The sequence below is a fragment of the Nocardiopsis salina YIM 90010 genome (assembly GCF_000341025.1).
Taxonomy (GTDB): Bacteria; Actinomycetota; Actinomycetes; order Streptosporangiales; family Streptosporangiaceae; genus Nocardiopsis; species Nocardiopsis salina.
The window spans coordinates 1-20,392 of sequence record NZ_ANBF01000146.1; the positions used below are offsets into that span (position 1 = coordinate 1).

15 protein-coding genes, 1 tRNA gene and 2 pseudogenes are annotated in these 20,392 nt (G+C 71.2%); 6 read left to right on the top strand and 12 right to left on the bottom strand.

Going from position 1 to position 20,392, the window contains the following annotated elements; translation table 11 throughout:
* The 3 genes and pseudogenes from D474_RS30500 to D474_RS28940 form a co-directional block, all read right to left on the bottom strand.
* A partial coding sequence (locus tag D474_RS30500) for a MerR family transcriptional regulator (RefSeq protein WP_152476870.1) occupies positions 1-478 on the bottom strand: 478 nt, incomplete at its 3' end.
* Positions 479-707: 229 nt separating this feature from the next.
* Positions 708-783 (bottom strand) — tRNA-Arg (locus D474_RS0116055).
* A 229-nt stretch (positions 784-1,012) separates the two neighbouring features.
* Positions 1,013-2,275: pseudogene (locus D474_RS28940) on the bottom strand (aspartate aminotransferase family protein).
* A gap of 158 nt (positions 2,276-2,433) precedes the next feature.
* Here D474_RS28940 and D474_RS0116070 point away from each other — a divergent pair.
* A complete protein-coding gene (locus D474_RS0116070; protein WP_026118537.1) occupies positions 2,434-3,897 on the top strand; it encodes an NAD-dependent succinate-semialdehyde dehydrogenase in 1,464 nt (487 codons plus the stop codon).
* A gap of 241 nt (positions 3,898-4,138) precedes the next feature.
* On the opposite strand, the gene D474_RS0116075 is transcribed toward D474_RS0116070, so the two are convergent.
* The 6 genes from D474_RS0116075 to D474_RS0116100 all read right to left on the bottom strand — a co-directional run bounded on the left by D474_RS0116075 (position 4,139) and on the right by D474_RS0116100 (position 9,715).
* Positions 4,139-5,164 carry a hypothetical protein gene (locus D474_RS0116075; protein ID WP_017614569.1) on the bottom strand — a complete coding sequence of 342 codons (1,026 nt, stop codon included), beginning with the start codon at positions 5,162-5,164 and terminating at the stop codon, positions 4,139-4,141.
* Between the two features lie 313 nt (positions 5,165-5,477).
* Positions 5,478-6,383: a prolipoprotein diacylglyceryl transferase gene (locus tag D474_RS0116080; RefSeq protein ID WP_017614570.1), complete on the bottom strand. Its 906-nt coding sequence runs from the start codon at positions 6,381-6,383 to the stop codon at positions 5,478-5,480.
* A 355-nt stretch (positions 6,384-6,738) separates the two neighbouring features.
* Positions 6,739-7,413 carry a GntR family transcriptional regulator gene (locus D474_RS0116085; RefSeq protein ID WP_026118538.1) on the bottom strand — a complete coding sequence of 225 codons (675 nt, stop codon included), beginning with the start codon at positions 7,411-7,413 and terminating at the stop codon, positions 6,739-6,741.
* A 163-nt stretch (positions 7,414-7,576) separates the two neighbouring features.
* Entirely contained in the window at positions 7,577-8,326 is a 750-nt protein-coding gene (locus D474_RS0116090) for a maleate cis-trans isomerase family protein (RefSeq protein WP_017614572.1), read from the bottom strand.
* A 27-nt stretch (positions 8,327-8,353) separates the two neighbouring features.
* Entirely contained in the window at positions 8,354-9,151 is a 798-nt protein-coding gene (locus tag D474_RS0116095; protein ID WP_017614573.1) for a maleate cis-trans isomerase family protein, read from the bottom strand.
* Positions 9,152-9,232: 81 nt separating this feature from the next.
* Positions 9,233-9,715, bottom strand: a complete 483-nt coding sequence (locus D474_RS0116100) for a DUF3830 family protein (protein WP_017614574.1) — start codon at positions 9,713-9,715, stop codon at positions 9,233-9,235.
* Between the two features lie 402 nt (positions 9,716-10,117).
* Here D474_RS0116100 and D474_RS0116105 point away from each other — a divergent pair, with 402 nt between their 5' ends.
* From D474_RS0116105 to D474_RS32765, 3 genes and pseudogenes are all read left to right on the top strand, one after another.
* Positions 10,118-11,143, top strand: a complete 1,026-nt coding sequence (locus D474_RS0116105) for a D-2-hydroxyacid dehydrogenase (protein WP_017614575.1) — start codon at positions 10,118-10,120, stop codon at positions 11,141-11,143.
* Positions 11,144-11,240: 97 nt separating this feature from the next.
* Positions 11,241-12,671: pseudogene (locus D474_RS32760) on the top strand (amidase); the annotation flags it as partial.
* A gap of 246 nt (positions 12,672-12,917) precedes the next feature.
* Positions 12,918-13,589, top strand: a complete 672-nt coding sequence (locus tag D474_RS32765; protein WP_193374019.1) for a response regulator — start codon at positions 12,918-12,920, stop codon at positions 13,587-13,589.
* Positions 13,590-13,610: 21 nt separating this feature from the next.
* Here the strand turns inward: D474_RS32765 and D474_RS0116115 are convergent, their stop codons facing one another.
* Positions 13,611-15,374, bottom strand: a complete 1,764-nt coding sequence (locus tag D474_RS0116115; RefSeq protein WP_026118539.1) for a sensor histidine kinase — start codon at positions 15,372-15,374, stop codon at positions 13,611-13,613.
* 254 nt (positions 15,375-15,628) lie between these two features.
* On the opposite strand from D474_RS0116115, the gene D474_RS0116120 reads away from it, so the two are divergent.
* Positions 15,629-16,447 (top strand): hypothetical protein, encoded by an 819-nt coding sequence (locus D474_RS0116120; RefSeq protein ID WP_017614578.1) that lies wholly within the window; start codon positions 15,629-15,631, stop codon positions 16,445-16,447.
* 214 nt (positions 16,448-16,661) lie between these two features.
* On the top strand, positions 16,662-17,534 hold the full coding sequence (locus D474_RS28950; RefSeq protein WP_017614579.1) for a hypothetical protein: 873 nt from the start codon (positions 16,662-16,664) through the stop codon (positions 17,532-17,534).
* Between the two features lie 199 nt (positions 17,535-17,733).
* Here the strand turns inward: D474_RS28950 and D474_RS0116130 are convergent, their stop codons facing one another.
* A complete protein-coding gene (locus D474_RS0116130; RefSeq protein WP_017614580.1) occupies positions 17,734-19,137 on the bottom strand; it encodes an LCP family glycopolymer transferase in 1,404 nt (467 codons plus the stop codon).
* A 518-nt stretch (positions 19,138-19,655) separates the two neighbouring features.
* Positions 19,656-20,369, bottom strand: coding sequence for a hypothetical protein (locus D474_RS0116135; RefSeq protein WP_017614581.1), 714 nt, complete (start codon positions 20,367-20,369; stop codon positions 19,656-19,658).
* Between the last annotated feature and the right edge of the window lie 23 nt (positions 20,370-20,392).

A 20,392-nucleotide genomic window follows, 5' to 3' on the forward strand; every position in this document is an offset into this window, starting at 1 on the left:
GTGACCAGCGCCGATACCGACCTCCCCCGACTTTGAAACAGCCCTGGCGTACCCGGTGGGCGCCCTCGACGCCCCCGTAGTTCGCGGCGAAGCGCTCGTCGGACACGTACATCTCACCGAGCGCGGGGTGGCTCTCGCGGTTCCAGTCCGGCCCGGGGAACGACCGCAGCCACGCGTGGTGCGCCGCCACTGCCCGCTGGAACCCGCCCGAACTCGGGTCCAGCCCCGCCTCCGTCGTGCGGCGCAGGGCACCGTCGGCCTCGGCCGAGCGTTCGGTGAGGTCCTGCCGTGCGAGTCCGAGTCCGAGCTCGCGCAGCAGGAGGATGCGTTGGAGCCGCACGAGGTAGTCGCGGTCGTAGTGCCGTACACCGCCCGGCCCCACCCGCGAGGGCCTCAGCAGCCCAATGCGGTCGTAGTGCCGCAGTGCGCGGCTGGTCGTGCCCGTGGCGGCCACCACCGCCTGGATCGGCCGGTCCATGGTGCGCACCCCTTCCACCTGCACCGACGAAGGTAGGGCTTGACGCAACGTCAACCGCAAGCCCGCCGATTCCCTGCTGGGAGTGCCATGGCCTCTTCGTGCGCGGGGGTGCAGCGAGGGGGTGGGGAACCGGTTGTGCCGTTCCCCGGGAAAAGGGTGTGCACAGCTCAAAAGAAAAAGCCGGGCCCGTGTGGTGTCCGGGACCGGCTCTTTCTTCACTGTCTCAAGGTGGCGCACTCGGGAGGACTCGAACCCCCAACCTTCTGATCCGTAGTCAGATGCTCTATCCATTGAGCTACGAGTGCAGATTCTGTTGTGTTGTCTCCGGGTCGGGCTCTCGCTCTCCCCGGCGACGTCTTCGACTCTATCAGAGTCTCGGAGTGCTTTCGTGCCGCTTTCCGGTGTGAACCGGGCCATGTGCACGAAGGCCATGACGTGCGCGGAACGCCGTCTGCCTCGACGGTACCGCATCTCCGGAGGTGCCCGGGCCACGCGCCAGACCCGGGGCGGAGCACCCCGCCCCGGGCGCCGGGTTCAGGAGGTCGCTTCCTCGACGGAGGCGGCCCACAGCTCCAGGGCGCTGTCGACCTGCTCGCCGTTGACGACCAGCGGCGGGATCATGCGCACCACATTGCCGTGCGGACCACAGGTGAGCAGCAGGAGCCCGTTCTTCGCAGCGACCTGCTGCGCGCGCGCGGCGGTCGCGCCGTCGGGGGACCCGTCGGCGGTCACGAACTCGCTGGCCTGCATGAGGCCGCGGCCGCGCACGTCGCCGATCTCCGGGTGCGCGGAGCCGACCTTCTCCAGGCCCTGGCGCAGCCGCTCGCCCTGCGCGGCGGAGTTGGCGACCAGGCCCTCCTCCTGGATCACGTCGAGGGTGGCCAGCGCCGCGGCGCACGCGACCACGTTGCCACCGTAGGTGCCGCCCTGCGACCCGGGCCAGGCCTTGTCCATGACCGACGCGGGTGCTGCGATCGCGGAGATGGGGAAGCCGCTGGCCAGGCCCTTGGCGGGGATGACGATGTCGGGGGGGATGCNTGTCGGGGGTGATGCCGGAGCGCTCGTGGCCCCAGAAGGTCCCCGTGCGCCCGAAGCCGGTCTGCACCTCGTCCGCGACCAGCAGGAACCCGTGCTGGTCGGCACGCTCGCGCAGCCCCTGCAGGAACGCCTCCGGGGCAGGGACGTACCCGCCCTCGCCCAGCACCGGCTCGACGAAGATCGCGGCGGTGTCCTGAGGGGAGGTCGTGGTTGCGAGCTGGTGGTCGAGCTCGCGCAGCGCGTGCGCGACCGCGTCGGCCTCGGTCATGCCGAGCCGGTAGGCGCTGGGGAAGGGGGAGACGACGACGCCGGGCATCAGGGGGCCGATGCCGGCGCGGATCTTGGTCCCGGACGTGGTGAGGGAGGCGGCGCCCATGGTGCGCCCGTGGAAGGACCCGGTGAACACGATCGCGTTCTGGCGTCCGGTGGCCTGGCGGGCCAGCCGCAGTGCGGCCTCGACGGCCTCGCTGCCGGAGTTGACGTAGAACAGCCGGTCCAGACCCTCGGGCAGGACCTCGCCGAGCCGTTCGGTGAGCCGGAGGAGCGGTCGGTGCATCACGGTGGTGTACTGGCCGTGGATGAGAGTTCCGACCTGTTCCTGGGCGGCCGCAACGACCTTGGGGTGGCAGTGGCCGGTGCTGGTGACGCCGATTCCCGCCGTGAAGTCGAGAAAGCGGCGGGCGGCCCCNTGTGCACACCCTCGCCTCGCTCGGCGAGTACGGGGGTCGCCTGCTTGAGAACCGGGGAGAGCTCCGCCATCGGTGGCCTCGATTCCGTGTTCGGGTTTCCGTAGGATTGTTGACAATCGACGCTGCTATGGAAGCATCCCAGCCGCGGCGGTGTCCAGTGGGCTCACGTCGGGCAGTTCTGACCACAGGCCGGCTCGCCGGCCGGCCCCCTCGACCGGAAGTAGGAACATGTCTGATCTGGAAGAACGAGTCGTCGCACAGGTGGAGAAGAAGCTCTTCATCGGTGGCAAGTGGCAGGAAGCGGCCGCGGGCGGAACCTTCGAGGTCGAGGACCCTTCGACGCGTTCCGCGCTCTGCGAGGTCTCCGACGCGACCGACATCGACGGGCTCGCCGCGCTCGCGGCCGCACACAACGCCCAGGGCTCCTGGGCACACACGGCCCCCCGTGAGCGCGGCGAGATCCTGCGCAAGGGGTACGAGCTGCTCATGGAGCGCCAGGAGGAACTGGCGACCCTCATGACCCTGGAGATGGGCAAGCCCCTGGCCGAGGCCAAGGGCGAGATCGCCTACGCCGCGGATTTCTTCCGATGGTTCTCGGAGGAGGCGGTCCGTATCGAGGGCGGGTTCGCCACCGCCCCCAACGGCCAGGCGCGGTTCCTCATCATGCGCCAGCCGGTGGGCCCCTCGATGCTCATCACCCCGTGGAACTTCCCCATGGCCATGGGGACCCGCAAGATCGGCCCCGCGATCGCGGCCGGATGCACGATGATCCTCAAGCCCGCCCAGCAGACGCCCCTCTGCGCCCTCGCTCTCGCCGGTGTCCTCAAGGATGCCGGCCTCCCCGAGGGTGTGCTGAGCGTGTTGCCCACGAGCAATGCGGGCGGGCTCACCGAGCCGCTGCTGCGTGACGGGCGCATCCGCAAGGTGTCCTTCACCGGCTCGACCGGAGTGGGGCGCAAGCTCATCGAGCAGAGCGCGGAGAAGGTCCTGCGCACGTCGCTGGAACTGGGTGGAAACGCACCGTTCCTGGTCTTCGACGACGCCGACCTCGACGCAGCAGTCGACGGGGCGATGCAGGCCAAGATGCGCAACATCGGAGAGGCCTGCACCGCAGCGAACCGTATCTACGCCCAGTCCGGGGTGGCCGAGGAGTTCGCAGAGCGCCTCAGCCGCCGGATGGGCGAGCTCCGGGTCGGCCGCGGCCTGGAGGACGGTGTCGACGTCGGACCGCTCATCGACGAGAAGGCCCGTGACAAGGTCCAGCACCTGGTCGACGACGCCGTGGGCCGGGGCGCGCAGGTGCTCGTCGGCGGCAGCCGCGGTGAGGGTTCCGGGCACTTCTACAACCCGACGGTGCTCTCCGGTGTGCCCCACGACGCCGAGATGGCCGACACCGAGATCTTCGGCCCGGTCGCCCCGGTGTCCTCCTTCGAGACCGAGGAGGAAGCGATCCGTGTCGCCAACAACACCGAGTACGGGCTGGTCAGCTACGTCTACACCACCGACCTCAACCGCGCCTTCCGCGTGAGCGAGGCGCTGGAGGCCGGGATGGTCGGCCTCAACCAGGGTGTGGTCTCCAACCCGGCGGCCCCGTTCGGCGGCATCAAGCAGTCCGGCCTGGGCCGTGAGGGCGGTGACGTCGGCATCGACGAGTTCCTCGAGTACAAGTACGTGGGGATCGGCGGGATCTGATCCCCGCCCCAGTCACAGGAAACGGCCCCGGAGGGCTGCCCGCGCCGCGTTCTGCGACGGGTGCCCTCCGGGGCCGTAGGGGGTCGCCGCGGCCCCGGCCGAACCGGTTCCACCCGAGTGCGCCGTGGAGTCCCCACTGCCCTCGGCGCATGATCGGCCGGGGGTGCCGACCGCGGCCGACCCCGTGGTGCGCCCCGGCCACCTCCGGACCGGGGCGCACGTCCATGGGAGGAGCGGTGGATCAGAGCAGGTCGTCGACCAGCTCGGTGTCCACGGCGTCGGTGTCGACCGCGCCGGTCAGGTCGCCGGTGACGTCGTCGAGCTCGGTGTCGACGGCGTCGGTGGGCAGGCCCTCCAGGTCGGTGACCTCGTCGACGGTGTCCTCGACGCCGTCCACGGCCGGGACCTCGGGCAGCGCGTCGGTGCCGACCTCGTCGGTCTGCGGCAGCTGCTCGGTCACCTCACCGGTGGCGGGAACGTTCTCGGTGGCGCCCTCGTCGACGACGTCGCCGGTCTCCACACCGTCGACCGGCAGGTCGGTGTCGACGGGCAGGTCGGCGACCTCCAGGACCTCGAGGTCCGTGGGCACGCCGCCGGCCAGGTCGTCGGCGGAGCCCAGGGCGAGGTGCTCGATACCGGCCACGTCGGCGCCGGCGTCGGAGAGAGCACCGTCGGCGACCGCGCCCACCTCGTCGGCGAGGGCGTCCACGTCGCTCTGGGCGTCGGCGGCCACGAACAGCACCGGGATCGTGGTGTGCTCGACCGTCTCCACGATCTCGTCGGGGTCGACGTTCTCGTCGGCGTAGAAGCGGGCCGGGAGCGTCGCGCCCTCGACGGCGGAGGTGTAGGAGCCGACGTCGACCTGCGGAACCGCCCCGTCGAGAGCGGGGGCCTGCGGGGCGGCGTTGCCCAGGTCGTCGATGTTGCCGAGGGCCACACCCTCGACGCCTTCCAGCTCGGCGATCTCGGCGAGGGAGGCCAGCTCGGGGATCTCGGCGACGTCGGCCTCGGTGAGCAGGCCGTCCAGCTCGGAGGTCACGGTGCGCTCGACGGAGGGCACACCCGGCGCGGTGGCGTCCTCGGTGCCGGGCAGCTCGGTGGCCGGGAGGGTTTCGGCGCCGGGAACCTGGCCGGCGGTGCCGTCGATCGCGCCCGTGGCGTCGGGGAGGGGCTCCGCCGTCGCGAACCCGCTGCCGAGGGCGACGAACCCGGCGGTGCCGGCGGCGAGCAGCAGGGTGCGGGCGGAGGTACGGGCGTTGTTGAACATGTGGATCCTTCCGGATACCGATGGCTCTTCTTCGGGGCCGGGCAGCGTGACCGTGCACGTGGACGGATACGAGCGGCACGGGCACGCCGACCGGGGTTTCAGTCCTCGACCTCTCGGCCTTCGTGACTGACCTGAACTCCGCCGACGGGGAAGGGGGTTCTCCTCGGTGCGGGGCTCACGTCAACCCCCAGAGCGTCCGGTCGTTCACGCATCGTGGCGAAGCGATCCGGGGCTGGGAAGGGGCCGCTGTGGGCGAGAGCGCGCTACTGCGCGGGGAGGAGCGCTGTTCGGGAGCGCTCGGTGAGGAGAACCGTCAGTCGGGGGCGACGGTGGGCTCGCCGGCGTCGGCGGCGGGAACCGCGCGCAGGACGTCCAGGGCGGCCTGTTCGGACCCGGGGGCGGGGGCCGGTCCGCCCGTGGTGGGGAGGAAACCGGCGACCGCGCCGACGGGGGCACCGCTGTTCGCGGAGACTGTGCCGGTGGCAGCGGGGTTCTGGGGACCGGAGTCGGGGGAGACCGGGCTCCGCTCGGCGCCCTCGTCGCCGGTGGCCTGCGAGCGGTCGTCGCGCTCGGTCAGGACCTGTGCCGGGGTCGGGGCCTGCTCTGCGGCGGAGTCCGCCGTTTCCTCGGACGCGGCTCCGGTCTCGGTGCCGGTGTTCTCGCGTTCGGGCGCGGGCGCCGGGGTGCCGGTTCCGGCCTCGGGGGCCGGCTCCGTGTCGGGAACGGTGCTCTCGACCTGCTGGTCGACCTCGTCGGTGACGCCGTCGACGGTCTCGTGCACGTGGCCCACCACGTCGACGCCGGGGGTCTCGGGGACGGTCTCGTCCAGGGCACCGGTGACCTCGTCGGCCGTTCCGGTGGCCTCCCGGGCGGTGTCGTTGACCGTGTCGCCGAGTTCGTCCACGGGCTCGTCCGGGGCCTCGGGCGTCTCCGGGGCCTCGGAAATCTCAGGGCTCTCGGCAGCCTCGGTGCCCTCGGGGGCGTCCGGCATCTCACCCTCGACGACGCCGTCCACCTGCTCCTGGACCTCCTCGACACCGCCGGTGAGGTCGAGCTCCTCGGCCTGTGCGGAGGTGGTGCCGAAGACCCACGAGGTGGTCAGGGCGCCGGCCAGCAGACCGAGCAGGACCAGGGTGCGCCGCAGGGTGGCGGGAACCCCGTCCGACAGCACGGCCGCACGCGCGCCGAGGGCGCCGTCGTGACCGCAGGCTGTGAACACGAAAGGGGTCCTTCCACCGGGGAAGCGGGGGCGATGTGCCGGAAGGGGATGGTGGACCCGGGCACAGAAGGGGGCTGCGCCCGGTTACGTCAGGGCCGAAAAGAGATCCCTGCCTTGTCCGAAACCGAAGCTAACACGACATACCCGTGCGCACGCAACACATCCGGCCGAATTCCTCGCAGTGTGTGACGGGCTCACACACGCCGGGACGTGCGGGTGTGGACCTTCCGGCCCGTCCGCCCTTCTCGGCCCCCGGCCCGTTCGGTGGGCGCCGTCCGTACCTTCGGCACCTGCGCCGGAGGTGTCGCTCCAGGGTCGGTGGCGGGCGGCGGTGTGGGCGGGTACCCGAACACACCTAGTCCCCGGCGGTCCGACCTGCGTTGATGCGTTCCACGGTGTCGGTCATGTGTTCCTCGATGAGGGCCAGGAGTCGGTTCTCGGCGCCGTCGACGATCGCATCGAGGATGCGGCGGTGCTCCTGCAGGAGCTCTTCGGCCTCCGGATAGGTCTCCTGCATCACCGTCAGGCACATGCGGGTCTCGACCAGCAGCGTCTGGGCCATGCGCTCCAGCCGACTGTTGCCCGAGCAGCTCACCAGCGTCTGGTGGAAGGCCTGGTCGGCGTCGCTCATCAGGTCGCGGTCGTCGCTGTGCGCGGCCTCTTCCAGGCGCTCGAGCGCAGGCGTCAGCCGTGCCACGGCTTCGCCCCTGTTGCCCCGCATGATGACCTCGCACGCGGTGCGTTCCACGGCGAGGCGGGCGATGTAGATGTCGCGCACGTCCTCGGAGGTCAGCTCGCGGACGAACAGGCCCCGGTGGCGCTCGCTGCGCAGAAGCCCCTCCTGTACGAGCCGCTGCATCGCTTCGCGCAGCGGTCCGCGGCTCACCCCCAGCCGTCCGGCCAGGTCCGCCTCGCCCAGCTGGTCACCGGGGGCGAGGGAGCCGACCATGATCGCCGACCTGAGCTGGTCGGCGATGAGCTCGGCGGTGGAGCGTCGGGGCACGGGTCTGAGGTGTCCTGAAGAGGACATGGGCCGTTTTCCTTCCTGCAGACGGCGGTCGGACTCGGAGTGGGGCCGAGATTAAGGCATGGTGTGCTGCCATTCGTTCGCAGTCGGGACGGACCGTCCCCCGCCGGTGACCGGGTGCGGGCACGACCCCGTCCCGCCCGCACCCGGCGTCGGTGCACGTGTGTCAGTGCGCGTGGAGGGCGCTGTCGACCAGATCGGTCCCGGAACGGAACAGCGATCCGGGCCCCTTCTCCACACGCGCGGCCCCGGCCAATCGCAGGCCCTCCCAGACGCTCACCTGGTTGGCGGTGAGCACGGGTTTGCCCAGGAGCGCCTCCAGCGGTTCGACCAGGGCGGCGCTGTGCAACGCGGTGTCCGGTACCAGCACAGCGCGGGCAGCAGAGTGGTCGTTGCTCACGACGAAGTCGACGACCTCGTCCGGCTCGAGCGTTCCGACCTCCGCGGCGGTGGGCACCCCGTGGCTCGCGAGCGATGCCACGTTCACCCCGGCGGCACTCAGGAACTCCACGAACTTCGCGGAGACGTCGTCGGGGTAGGTCGCGGCGATCGCCACGTCGTGCACCCGCAACTGTTGCAGGGCGTGCACGAACGCGAACGACGTGCTGGAGGCCGGTGCTCCGGCATGTGAACGCACCCCCGCGACCTGGTCACGGGCGCCGTCCCAACCGAAGACGAAACTGCCGCTCGTGCACGCCCACACGGCCGCGTCCACATCCATCCCGGCGAGTTGTTCGGCGCCCTCGGCGAGCACGTCGGGGCCGCCGACGTCGAGCAGGGCGTCCACCCGGTGCGCGTCCTCGCGCATGAGGGTGTGCACCACCGGGAGCTCGACATCCCCGCCGATCATCGTGGCGAAGGTCTTGTAGTCGTCCTGGGCGCTGTGGCCCGGATAGAGGAATCCGACGCGGGTCACTGGTTCTCCATTCGTGTCGGAGGGCGGTCACACCCTGCTCGGGGCGGTGGCGTTCAGGAGGCCCTGCCCGTGTGCGACGGCGTGCCGGTCGGCGTCGGCCAGCAGGGCCCACATGGTCACCTGGTTCGCGGCCAGGACGGGTTTGCCGAGCTCGCGTTCGAGCGGCGCGATGATGTCGTAGGTGAGCACGTTGGTGCAGCTGATGTAGACCGCCTCGGCGTCGGGGTGGTCCACGGAGTGCACGGCGTCGGACACCGCGGCGTAGGTGACCTGCCAGATGTGGCTGAGCAGCCCCAGCCCCACGCTCGAGGTCACTTCGACGCCGTGTTCGCCGAGGTAGGACAGCAACCGCTCGGTGACGCTGTCGACATAGGGCGTCACCACCGCGATGCGTCTCAGGTCGAGGGCGCCCAGGGCCCTGATCAGTGCACCGGATGTCGTGACCGCCCGGGGTGCGCCGGCCTCGAGCATCGTGCCGTGCAGGAGGCCTTCGCCCTCGGCCCCGTGCACGAAGCTCCCGGAGGCGCAGGCGTACCCGATGGCGCGCGGTTCCGGTGCGAGCAGTGCGCGGACCGCAGGGTCCACCTGCTCGGCCCGGCTCAGGGCCGCGGCCTGGTCGACCGTCACCGGGACATGGACGTAGGGCAGCCGTGTGATGTGCAGCGAGACGTCGTCGGGCGTCCACCGCCACAGCTCGCGGTCCAGCGCGAAGTCGTAGGGGGCGATGACACCCACCCCTGCCTGCCAGGGCGTCACCCGGCTCGCGGCCAGTTCGACGACCTGCGGCTCGGCGTCGGTGCCGGTCTCGGTCATGTCGGTCCGCATCGGTCACTCACCTCCCGGAACGTGTCGTGTGTGTTGTGCTCTTGGTCCGGTGAGGCTCGTGCGGCGGCCGTGGCCCTCGGATCACCGGTCGAGTCGCTCGTACAGCAGGCGCTCGCCGACGCTCCCGGAACGCCAGACGTCGTTGCAGGCCTCGGCCATGGCGGGCAGGTTCTCGACCACGGTCGCGAAGACGTTGCCGGGCACCCAGCCCACATCGCCGTTCAGGAGCAGGTTGTTGCGCCCGTAGAACAGGGCCAGGTCGATGACGCCCGGCAGATGGTCGATGTTCTTGTCCTCCTTGAACGTGCGGTCGAGCATGCCTCCGTCGAAGGAGAAGTAGACGATGTCCCCGGGGATGGGGGTGACGGTCGGGTTCTCCTGTCCCGGTTCGGTCTCCGCGAAGCGCGGGACCATCGTGTAGACCTCGTTGCGCGCGTACTTGGCGTGCTGCACGGCGTCGCCCTGGGGCAGGGCGTTCCACACGGCTTCACAGGTGCGGGGGGCGTCCTTGTCGAGCAGCTCGGCGACGCAGGAGACGCCGCGCTCGGTGAGGGTGATCCTCATGTATCGGGGCAAGGTGCGCGTCCCTTCGGTTCGTGCTGTTGCGGTGTTCGCGCTGGTGGGGACGGGTGCCGATGCATATCCGGAGTCGGATTGTCAACAATCTTACGATTAGCGTCCGGGGTGCGGCAATAGAAGCTCACGGCCACGGGTAGGGCCTTCGGTGAGAGTGGGTGGAGGGCCTGTTCGGTGAGCGCCTTCCGTTGCGAGCGGCGTATCCAGTGCTGGGGCGCCGCGCAGCAGGTGATCGGTGTCCGCCGAGCAGGCCCTGGGAGCCCGGTTTTCCCTGGAAAAGCCGCTTTGTGGATTGTTGACAATCCATGTGCGGCTCCCTAGCGTTCATCGTGCAGGGCGAACCCCGGCCCCACCCGCAGGCCGTATCAGTCGCAATCGGAGTGCACGCCCGTGAACAGTTCCGCCCCGACCGCCCCCGACCGTCCCCGCCTGCTCGTCCTCACCGGTGGCGAACGCCCGCCCGGGCACGAACGCATCGACGACGACCCGCGCCTGGGGGAGGTCGTCTACACGACCGCCGACGGCCTCGACGCCGAGCTCCCCGGGGCGCACGCGCTGTTGGTCTGGGACCTGTTCTCCGAGGCGCTGGCCTCCTCCTTCGCCAAGGCCGACAGCCTGCAGTGGGTACACGCCGCCACCACCGGCGTCGACAACCTCATGTTCCCCGCGCTCGTGGACAGCGACGTGGTGGTGACCAATTCCCGGGGCATCTTCGACGAGCCCATCGCCGAGTACGTGCTCGGGCAGGTCATTGCCTTCGCCAAGGGGTTCCACCGCACCTGGGAGCTCCAGAACGAGCGCCAGTGGAAGCACCGCGAGACCGAACGCGTGAGCGGAAAGCGCGCCCTCGTCGTGGGCACCGGGCCCATCGGCCGCCACATCGGACGCAAGCTCGCGGCCGTGGGCATGGACGTGCACGCATCCGGCAGCCACGCACGCGAGGGCGACCCCGACTTCGGCACCGTCGTCGAGTCCAGCCTCGACGAGCGCGGTCGCGACGGCGGGGCGACCCTCTACCGCGAACTCCCCGAGGCCGACCACGTCGTCATCGCCGCTCCGCTCACCGAGTCCACCCGCGGCCTCGTCGACCGGCGCTTCCTCGAACTCATGAAACCCACCGCGCGCCTGATCAATGTGGCGCGCGGCCCCATCGTCGTCCAGAGCGACCTCGTGGCCGCACTCGAGCACGGCGCCATCGCCGGCTCCGCCCTGGACGTGTTCGAACGCGAGCCCCTCAAGGCGATCCACCCGCTGTGGGGACTGCCGGGCTCCATCGTCTCGCCGCACATGTCCGGTGACGTGGTCGGCTGGCGCGACGAACTGGTCGACCTCTTCCTGGACAACCTCGCCCGTTACCTGGACGGGCGCGAGCTGCTCCACGTCGTCGACAAGGGCCGGGGATACGTCCCCGGCTGATCTGCGAACCGCGGTGTGACACTGGGAGGCTGAAGTGACGATCCGTTCCGACCGGGCCGGGACCGAGAGTGCGGGCGTCGGCACGGCCGACGGCGCCGTGGGCCGGACGGGTGTTCCCCGGGCACGCGATGGATACGGGGGTGCGCCGGCCGACCTGTCCGCCGAACAGCTCCTGCACGGCTACGCCACCGGGGAGCTCTCCCCGGTGGAGGCCGTGGAGTCCGTGCTCGAACGCATCGAGCAGGACAACCCGGCCCTCAACGCCTTCTGCCTCGTGCGCCCCGAGGAGGCCCTCGAGGCGGCCCGCGCCTCCGCCGAACGCTGGAGGCGCGGTGCCCCTGAGGGGCTGCTCGACGGCGTCCCCGCCTCGATCAAGGACATCCACCTGACCAAGGGCTGGCCCACCCTGAAGGGGTCGCTCAACACACCGCAGGACGGGCCGTGGGAGGAGGACTCCCCGGTCACCGCGCGCCTGCGCGAGCACGGGGCGGTCCTGGTCGGCAAGACCACCACCCCCGAGCTCGCCTGGAAGGGCGTCACCGACAGCCCCCTGTACGGCGTCACCCGCAACCCGTGGGACCTGTCGACCACCCCCGGTGGCTCCAGCGGGGGAGCGTCGGCCGCGGTCGCCGCGGGGATGGCGCCCCTGGCCACCGGCACCGACGGCGGCGGGTCGATCCGGATCCCCGCGAGCTTCACCGGTGTCTGCGGGATCAAGCCCACGTGGGGTCTGGTGCCGCACTACCCGGCCAGCCCGTTCGGTTCGCTCGCGCACACCGGTCCCATGACCCGTACCGTCGGTGACCTCGCGCTCATGCTCGAGGTGGTCTCCGGGTTCGACCCGCGCGACTGGATGGCCATGCCGACCCCGGCCCCCGGCCTGGGCGACGTGCGGCTGCACCACGACCCCGAAGCCCTGGTGCGGGGGTTGCGCATCGCCTACAGCCCCACACTCGGCGGCCAGGAGGTCGACCCGGAGGTGGCGCGGGTGGTGGCCGACGCCGCCACGGTTCTCGAGGCGCTGGGTGCGCACGTGGAGGAGGCGGACCCGGGCCTGCCCGAGTGCCGCCGCGACTTCGAGGTCTTGTGGAACAGCGGTGCGGCCAAGGCCACCGAGCACCTCGACGACCGGCAGCGGGAGCTGCTCGACCCGGGGCTGCGCGAGGTCATCGAGGACGGCCTGACCTTCTCCGCGCAGGACTACCTCACAGCCATGGCCACGCGCATGGACATGGGCAAGCGCATGGGCCTGTTCCACACGACCTACGACCTGCTGCTCACCCCGTCGATGCCGATGACCGCCTTCGAGGCCGGGCAGGAGTCCCCGCCGCAGCTGTCCGGTCAGCGGTGGACCTCCTGGGCCGGTTTCAGTTACCCGTTCAACATGACCCAGCAGCCGGCGGCGAGTGTGCCGTGCGGCTTCAGCGGGGACGGGCTGCCCATCGGACTGCAGGTCGTGGGGCCCCGGCACGCCGACGCCCGGGTTCTGGCGGCCTGCCGCGCCTTCGAGCTGGCCCGCCCGTGGGCCGACCGGCGGCCCCGCCCCCCGCCCCTCCGACGATCGGGCCGTGGCCGTTCCCGGTCACGGCCTGATCACGTTCTCGGTGGGCCGGAAGCGGGGCATTCCCGCAGTTGCACACGTGAAATGCACGTATCCGGGACTTTCGGCCGAGGCCCCCGGACCCTTCGGGCCCGCGCGCCGCCCGCGGCACGTATTACCGTTCTTCTGGGCGCAGTGTGCGCCCCGCGCAGACCCCGGGGTAAGGATGGACCGATGACGGGCGGTGTGACCGACAGCGCTGGGAAGCAGATCAGGGTCTTCCTCGTGGACGACCACGAGGTCGTGCGCCGGGGTGTGGCGGCCCTGCTGGACACCGAGGACGACATGACGGTCGTCGGTGAGGCCGGGACCGCCGAGCAGGCGTTGTCGCGCATACCGGTCGTGGTCCCCGACGTCGCCGTGCTCGACGTGCGTCTGCCCGGAGGCTCCGGTGTGCAGGTGTGCCGCGACATCCGGTCCGGCCAGCCCGAGATCGCCTGTCTCATGCTCACCTCGTTCGCCGACGAGGACGCCCTTTACGACGCCGTCATGGCCGGTGCGGCGGGTTACGTACTCAAGCAGATCCACGGGGCCGACCTGGTCGGGGCCGTGCGTACCGTCGCCGCCGGGGGTTCGCTCCTGGACTCCGGCAGCACCGGGGCGATGATGGAGCGCCTGCGCGGTGGGCAGTCCGAGCCCGACCCGCTGGCCGAGCTCACCCCGCAGGAGCGCCAGATCCTCGACCTCATCGGTGAGGGCATGACCAACCGCCAGATCGGCGAGCGCCTGTACCTGGCGGAGAAGACCGTGAAGAACTACGTTTCGGCGTTGCTCTCCAAACTCGACCTCAAGCGCCGCACCCAGGCCGCCGTGCTCGTCGCCGAACTGCGCGGCCGCCGCTACTGAGCCCGCTGTGCCCGCCCGGGATCAGAAGCCCTCGGTGTGATCGCTCGCGTCGTCGGGGATGGGCACGCGCCACACCAGGACCGTGCCGCCCTGATCCCCGCGCTCGGCGGTGAAGTCGCCGCCCAAGGAGCGTGCACGCTCCTCGAGGTTGCGCAGCCCGCTGCGGCGCCCGCCCTCGCTCAACCCGATTCCGTCGTCGGTGACGCTGAGTGTCAGCGCGGTGCGGTGTCCGGGCTCGCTCGGCCCTTCCGCGTTCACCGACACGTGCACCTCGGTGGCGCGTGCGTGCCGGGCCACATTGGTGAGGCTCTCGCCCAGCACCGCGAGCAACTGCTCGCCGACCTCGTCGGGCACCGAGGCGTCGATCGGACCGTCCAGGCTCACCCCCGGGTGGCACCCCAGGCCGTGCGCTGAGTTCTCCGACAGCTCGAGGATGCGCCCGCGCAGCGAGGTGTCCTTGCGGTGCGGCGGGTTCTGGAGCGCGAAGATCGTCGACCGGATCTCGCGGATGGTGCCGTCCAGATCGTCTATGGTGCGCTGCACCCGCTCTTCCGCCTCGGGCGAGGTGATGAGCCGCAACGTGCTCATGAGGGTCATCGCCGAGGCGAACAGCCGCTGGATCACCACGTCGTGCAGGTCCTTGGCGATCCGGTCGCGTTCCTCCAACACCACGAGGCGCTCGGTGTCGCGCCGTGCCTCCGCCAGCTCCAGAGCCACGCCGGCCTGCACGGAGAAGGAGTGCAGCATCCGCCGGGTCGTGGAGGTGAAGGATGCACGTTCGGTGATCTTGCCGAGCAGCAGCACACCGCGGGTGTTGCCGGGGGTTCCGAGGGGGACCAGCAGCCCGGGGCCGTAACCCCGATGGGTGAGCATCGGGCACTCGGCCTCGCGCAGGTCGGGCACGATGCGGGGCTCGCCGTTCTCGAACACCCACCCGCAGTGCGTGCGCGCGATCTCCACGGGCGTACCGAGGATCTCCTGGGCGACGGGGCCGTCGGCGATCTCCGCGAACAGGTGGCCGCGCGCGTGCCGGTCCGGGAGCAGGACGACGGCCGTGTCCGCGCCGCCGATCTCCCGGCTCTGCGCCGCCATGTAACCGAGCACCTCGTTGGTGTCGGCGCCCGACAGCAGCCGGGTGGTGATCTCGGTGGAGGCGCCCAGCCAGCGTTCGCGTAGCCGGGTCTCCTCGTACAGGCGGGCGTTCTCGATCGCCACACCCGCGGCGGTGGCCAGTGCGGTCACCATCGACTCGTCCTCGGCGCAGAACTCCTCGCCGTCGAACTTGTCGCAGAGGTAGAGGTTGCCGAAGACCTCGTCGCGCACCTGGATGGGCACACCGAGGAAGCTGACCATCTGCGGGTGCCCGGCCGGGAACCCTCCGAAGTCGGGGTGCTCGCGCAGGTCGGACAGGCGCAGCGGAGCCCGGTCGTGCAGGGGCCTTCCGAGGATCCCGTTGCCGTGCGGGAACCGGTTGATGAGCTCGGCCTGCTCCTCGGTCACCCCCACGGGGATGAACTCGCTGAACCCGCCGTCCTCGTCGAGCACGCCCAGGCCTGCGTAACGTGCGCCGGTGAGCCCGGCCGCGGCCTCGGTGAGGCGGCGCAGGACGGTGGCGAGGTCGAGGTCGGCGCCGATGGTCAGAACGGCCTGGAGCAGGGAGTGGACGCGCCCCTCGGGGGTGGTGTCGGTGTTCAGGTGCGAGCGGACCCCGGTCAGCAGGTCGCCCAGGTCGGTGGAGGGGCGGGAGCCCGTGGGGAAGGGCTGGCTCCCGGGGAGTTCGGTCATGTGGTCGGTCAACCTCCGCAGAGCCGGTGGCCGAGGCGTCGGAGGACGAGTCTACGCCGAGCGCCGGAGGCGTGCCCCCGCATCGACGGGTACGGAGCTGCGTCGGTGATGGTTACGGCGGGTCCGTCGGGGCAGATGCCGGTGGGCCGAATTCTCGGAATCCGCACCAGCCCGTTCAACCCCCGTGTTAGCGTCACCGTGAACCGAACTCAGAGAGTCACTTTCTTCTCGCTGTATGTGAAGGGCGTTCCCCGGTGATCGGACACCACGGCAGCCACGGCGCACCCCGCGCCTGTGCGGCCGTGCTGCCCGAACCGGCACGGCGGTCGCTGGTGCTCGTCGGTCTGTTCCTGGGGGCCCTGGCCGCCGTCTGGCTGGCCGCCGCACCCGCCCAGGCCGAGGATCGCACCACACCCGCCACCGGTGTTCTGTCCACCGTCGGCGAAGGACTCGAACACGGGCAGGAGGACACCCTCGGCACGAACGGCCTGCACGAGCCCCTCACCGGGGCCGTCACCGACGCCGGGGGCCGCGCTGCCGAGGTCGTGGAGGAGACGTCCGGACACCTGCCCGCGGACGTGGCCGAGCCGGAGGTCCCCGACCTCGGCGAGGTCACCCAGCGTGTGCAGGAGGACGTCCACACCGCGATCGAACCCGAGCCCGAACCCGAACCCGAGCCCGCGTCCGCTGTCGAGGACGGCCCCGCCGAGCAGGGTTCCGGACACGACGACGATGAGCGCGACCGGCCCCGCGAGACCGCGCCGGTCGAACAGGCCTCCCCGGTCGAGGAGACCGTCACCGCCGGTCCCTCCGCCCCGGCCGACGCCGTCGCCGCACCCGTCGACGAGGGCAACGAGACCGGCGACGCAGCGCCTGCCCACGCCTCCGGCAGCGGCGGCAGCGCCCTGCCCTCCACCTCGGCCTCCGCCGCACCCGTGCACGCCGCCGTCGCCGGGTACCTCTCCGCGCTCGGCGCCCCCGCGCCCGCCCCGGGCGAGCTCCAGGCCGCCCGGCACGTGCTGCGCTCCGTGCCCGCCGCACCCGCGGACGAGGCCACCTTCTCGCCCGACTAGGGCGCCTTCCCACCTGCGCCCAGCCGCGCCCCCGGCGCGCCGCGCAGTCCTTCTCCGGCACCGTTTCCCAGCCCCGGGCCGTCGCGCCCGCACGCCTCTGGGGACCGTCGTGAGCTCCGCCGATACGCCGCCGACGGGGTTCACGTCGGTCCGGGTGCACCCGACCAGGACCGAAGGCACAGAAGCACGGCAAGCACCCTTTCGAAAAGGATCCATGATGTTCCACACCGCTCGAACCCTGCTGCTCACGGCCGGTACCGCGGGCTTCGTCGCCCTCGGGGCGGGCGTCGCCGGCGCCGACACCCTCGACGGCCTGCCCCTGGAGGAAATGCCTCTCGACAGCGTGGTCGACGTCCAGCCCGGCGAGCTCTCCGCCGACCCCGAGGTGCAGCCGCAGTCCGGTGGCGCCGGCACCGGGCCCGTGCTCGAGAACGTCAACGCCGACGCCCCGGTGGACGCCGGGACCGAGAACACCACCGCCCTCGGGCCGCTCGACCTCGACGAGGAGACCCTGCCGCTGTCCGGCACCTTCGACCCCGACCAGGGGCTCAACCGGGTGATCCCGGCGAGTGCCGAGGAGACGGCCCCGCTGGTCGAGGAGCGCGATGTCACCCAGGGCGTCGGCGACGTGCTGCCGGGCGCTGAGGACACCGTCCCGCTGGCCGACGGGGACGACAGCGGGACGGTCGGGCAGGTCACCGACGTGGCCTCCGACACCGCCGCCGAGATGGGCGACATGGTCGGTGTGCACGAGGTGCAGCCCCACCTCGTCGACCTCGACGACCCGGCCCGTGACTTCGGCGAGAGCGTGCCGATGAGCGACGGCGGGAGCCCTGTCAGCCTCGACACCGGTGGGAACACCGACCTGACCGGCGGGGTCGCCGACCTCGTCGGGGTCGAGGACACCCTGCCGATGTCCGACGAGGTCCAGACCAACGAGGACCTCGTCGGGCTCGAGGGGCTGCCCGAGCTGGGCGAGCCCGAGCTGGAGACGGAGTCGCTGCCCATGTCCGGCCTGGACGACGTGACCGGCGCCGAGGTCGACACCGACCCGGTCACCGACCTGCTCCCGGGCGATCTGGTCTGATCTTTCCCGGAACGTGCGTCCGCAGGTCGTGGCGGGCGCACAGCGTCCGGGCGGCGCGCGGGACCCACCGTCGAGGTGGCACCGGTCGAACTGTGGGGGTTCCCGGTGCGGACGACGGCGGACAGGACGGTCCCCGCCGCCCGGACGTCACGCGGGGGCGGACCCGGTGCGGGCCCGCCCCCGTTGCCGCGTCCGTCCCTCAGCCGTTCTCTGTGCCGAGGCCCAGGCCGTCCTCACACGGGTCGGAGGTGGCGTCGCGGCCTTCGCCAGGGCGCGCGGACGGAGATTCCGCGGGCTGGTCCGACGGCCCCGGAGCGTCGGCCTCCGTGGGTTCGGCGCCCGGGGGCTCGCTCGGGACGCGGTTGTCGTCGGCGGCCATGAACTCCGGCAGCGGCTCACCCTCGCGGACCGCGTCGAAGAGCTTCTCCGCCTCCTCCTCGTTCCACAGGATCCGGTCGGGGTCGTGGGGTGCCTGGAACCATGGCACGGTGTGGAACTCGACGTCGGACAGGTCGGCGTCGGCGAGGGTGAACGCGAGCGAGACCATGCGGTCCAGGCTGAGGTCCTGGTCGGTGGCGCTGTGTCGGGCGACGGCCTCCGCGATGCCGTTCATCTTTCCGGGGCTCGTGAGGACCTCGCTGCTCATCACCTGGTCGGTGAGGGCTGCCATGAACATCTGTTGCCGGTCGATCCGGCCGATGTCACCGCCGTCGCCGATCTCGTAGCGCGCACGTACGAAGGACAGCGCTGTCTCCCCGTCCAGCACCTGGTCGCCTGCCTCGAGCTCCAGATCGGCTCGGTCGTCCTCCATCGGTTCGGGGATGCACATCTCCACACCGCCGATGGCGTCGACGACGTCGCGGAAGCTCGTGAAGCTCAGGTTCACGAAGTGGTCGATGCGGATGTCGGTCAGCGACTCGATCGTGCGCACCACACACGGAGGGCCGCCGTGGTAGAGGGCAGTGTTGATCATGCCGTGGTGGGGGTGGGTGCCGTCGGACTCGCCGTAGGGTTCGCAGGCCGGCATCGCGACCAGGGAGTCGCGCGGGAAGCTCACCACGGACGCGCGGCCGTCGGGGGAGATGTGCGCGAGCATCAGGGAGTCGGAGCGCTCCCCCTCGAACTCCTCTGTGTACGCGGGGCTGTCCTCCTCGTACCCGTCGGAGCCGATGAAGAGCACGTTGACCGCGTCGTCGATGGGGTCCGGGCGCTCCTCCTCGACGAGCACGGACTCGATGTCGTGCTGGTCCATGTCGGACCGGAGCGAGTGGTAGTAGGAGTAGGCACCGCCGACCAGGGCGATCATCACCAGGGCGAGTGAGGCGGCGGACCACAGGAGGGCCTTGCGCCACCGTCGTCGGCGGGGTGGTTTCACGGTCGCCGGGGCGGCCTTCGTGGCCTTGCGCCCGGAGCCGCCGTCGGGGACGGGCTCCTCGGTCTCCGCCTCGTCGAACGCGAGGTCGGCCTCCACCTGTTCGATGTCGGCCTGTTCGGCGTCGGTTCCGGAACCGACGGTGCCGGTCCCTTCCGTGCCGGTGTTCTCGAGCCCGGTCTCCTCCAGCTCTTCACCGTTCCCGCCCGCACCAGTGCCCTCAGTGGTCACGTCACTTCCCTCCGTATCCGAAGCAGGTGTGGGTACGCCTCCGTGTTCGGCAGGGGAGGAGGGGGAGCGCTTGTCGTCCGGACCGGGTCCGTCTTTGTCGTCGTCAGCGGCCATCGTGCAATCTCGGTGGTCCCGGGCGACGGGGCGGGCCGAGGACCGCGTCGGCGCCCGGCAGGGGTCAGTGGTCCGTGTGCGGAGCGAAGCGGGGGGCGGGCGGGGAGGGTGACCTGGTCCGGTGCAGAAGGTGGGGACACGGGTCCAGGACGGGGATGCCGACACCCACGCGTGGCGATCCTAGGTGAAGTCGTCTCCGATGGCGTGCTCGGGTTGTCCGTGAGCGGGAGTACTGACCGCAATTGCGCCGCACAATTCCTTCGCAGGTCGGGCGCCTTCTGGCGCTCCAGTGTCCGACTTTCTCATCCTTGTGCGGACGATGGCCGGTGTGACCCGCCGAAAACGCCAGGGTGGGCACACCGGCGGCACCTCCGGACAGAACGGCTCTGCCCAGCCGGGTGGGCCTATTCGTCGTCGTCCCAGAAGGCGCTGTTCTCCTTCTCCTTCTTCTGCGCCTTGTCTGCCTCGGTCTCGGCGGTCTTGGTCGCGGTCTTGGCCGAACCTTTCGCAGCGGGCTTCGAGGCCGTCTTGGCGGAGGTCCTGCGGCGAGTCTGGCCGCCGCCGCCACCGCCCGAGCCGCCCTTGCCGCCGGTGTGACGGGGACGCTCGGCGACGGCGCTCTTGGTGATGGGCTCGCTCGGGGCGGGCGCCTCACCCGACCGCATGCGCAGCGCCTCCTCCTCGACGGAGAGCATCGTGCGGACGGTGGAGGGCACTTCCGGCAGGCGCTCCGCACGCAGGTGCGCGCCGAGCACCTCCAATGCGTGGTCACAAAGCAGGCGGCGGGCGCGTTCTGCGTCGACCCCGCTGAGCTCCTCCAACTCCGGCAGCGAACGCTCGCGCAGGAGCCGGATGAGGTCGCGGAGCCGGTCGCGGGTCCTGCGGTCGGTCATGGCCATGACCGTCATCTCCGCCTCGCCGAGGAAGTTGTCACCAGGGCTGTCGGAGTCGCGCTCGGAGATGAAGGTGCTCATCAGGCTGCGTGCCGACGTGCGCGAGGCGGATCTGGTGTCGGTGCGCCGGGTCAGGCGTGCCTGGAACGCGGTGACGGCCACGCTGGTGACCAGGGCGATCCCGGCACCCACGAGCAGGGCGATCAGAACTTCGGTGTCGAGCACGAGGGGACCTTTCCGGGCGGGGG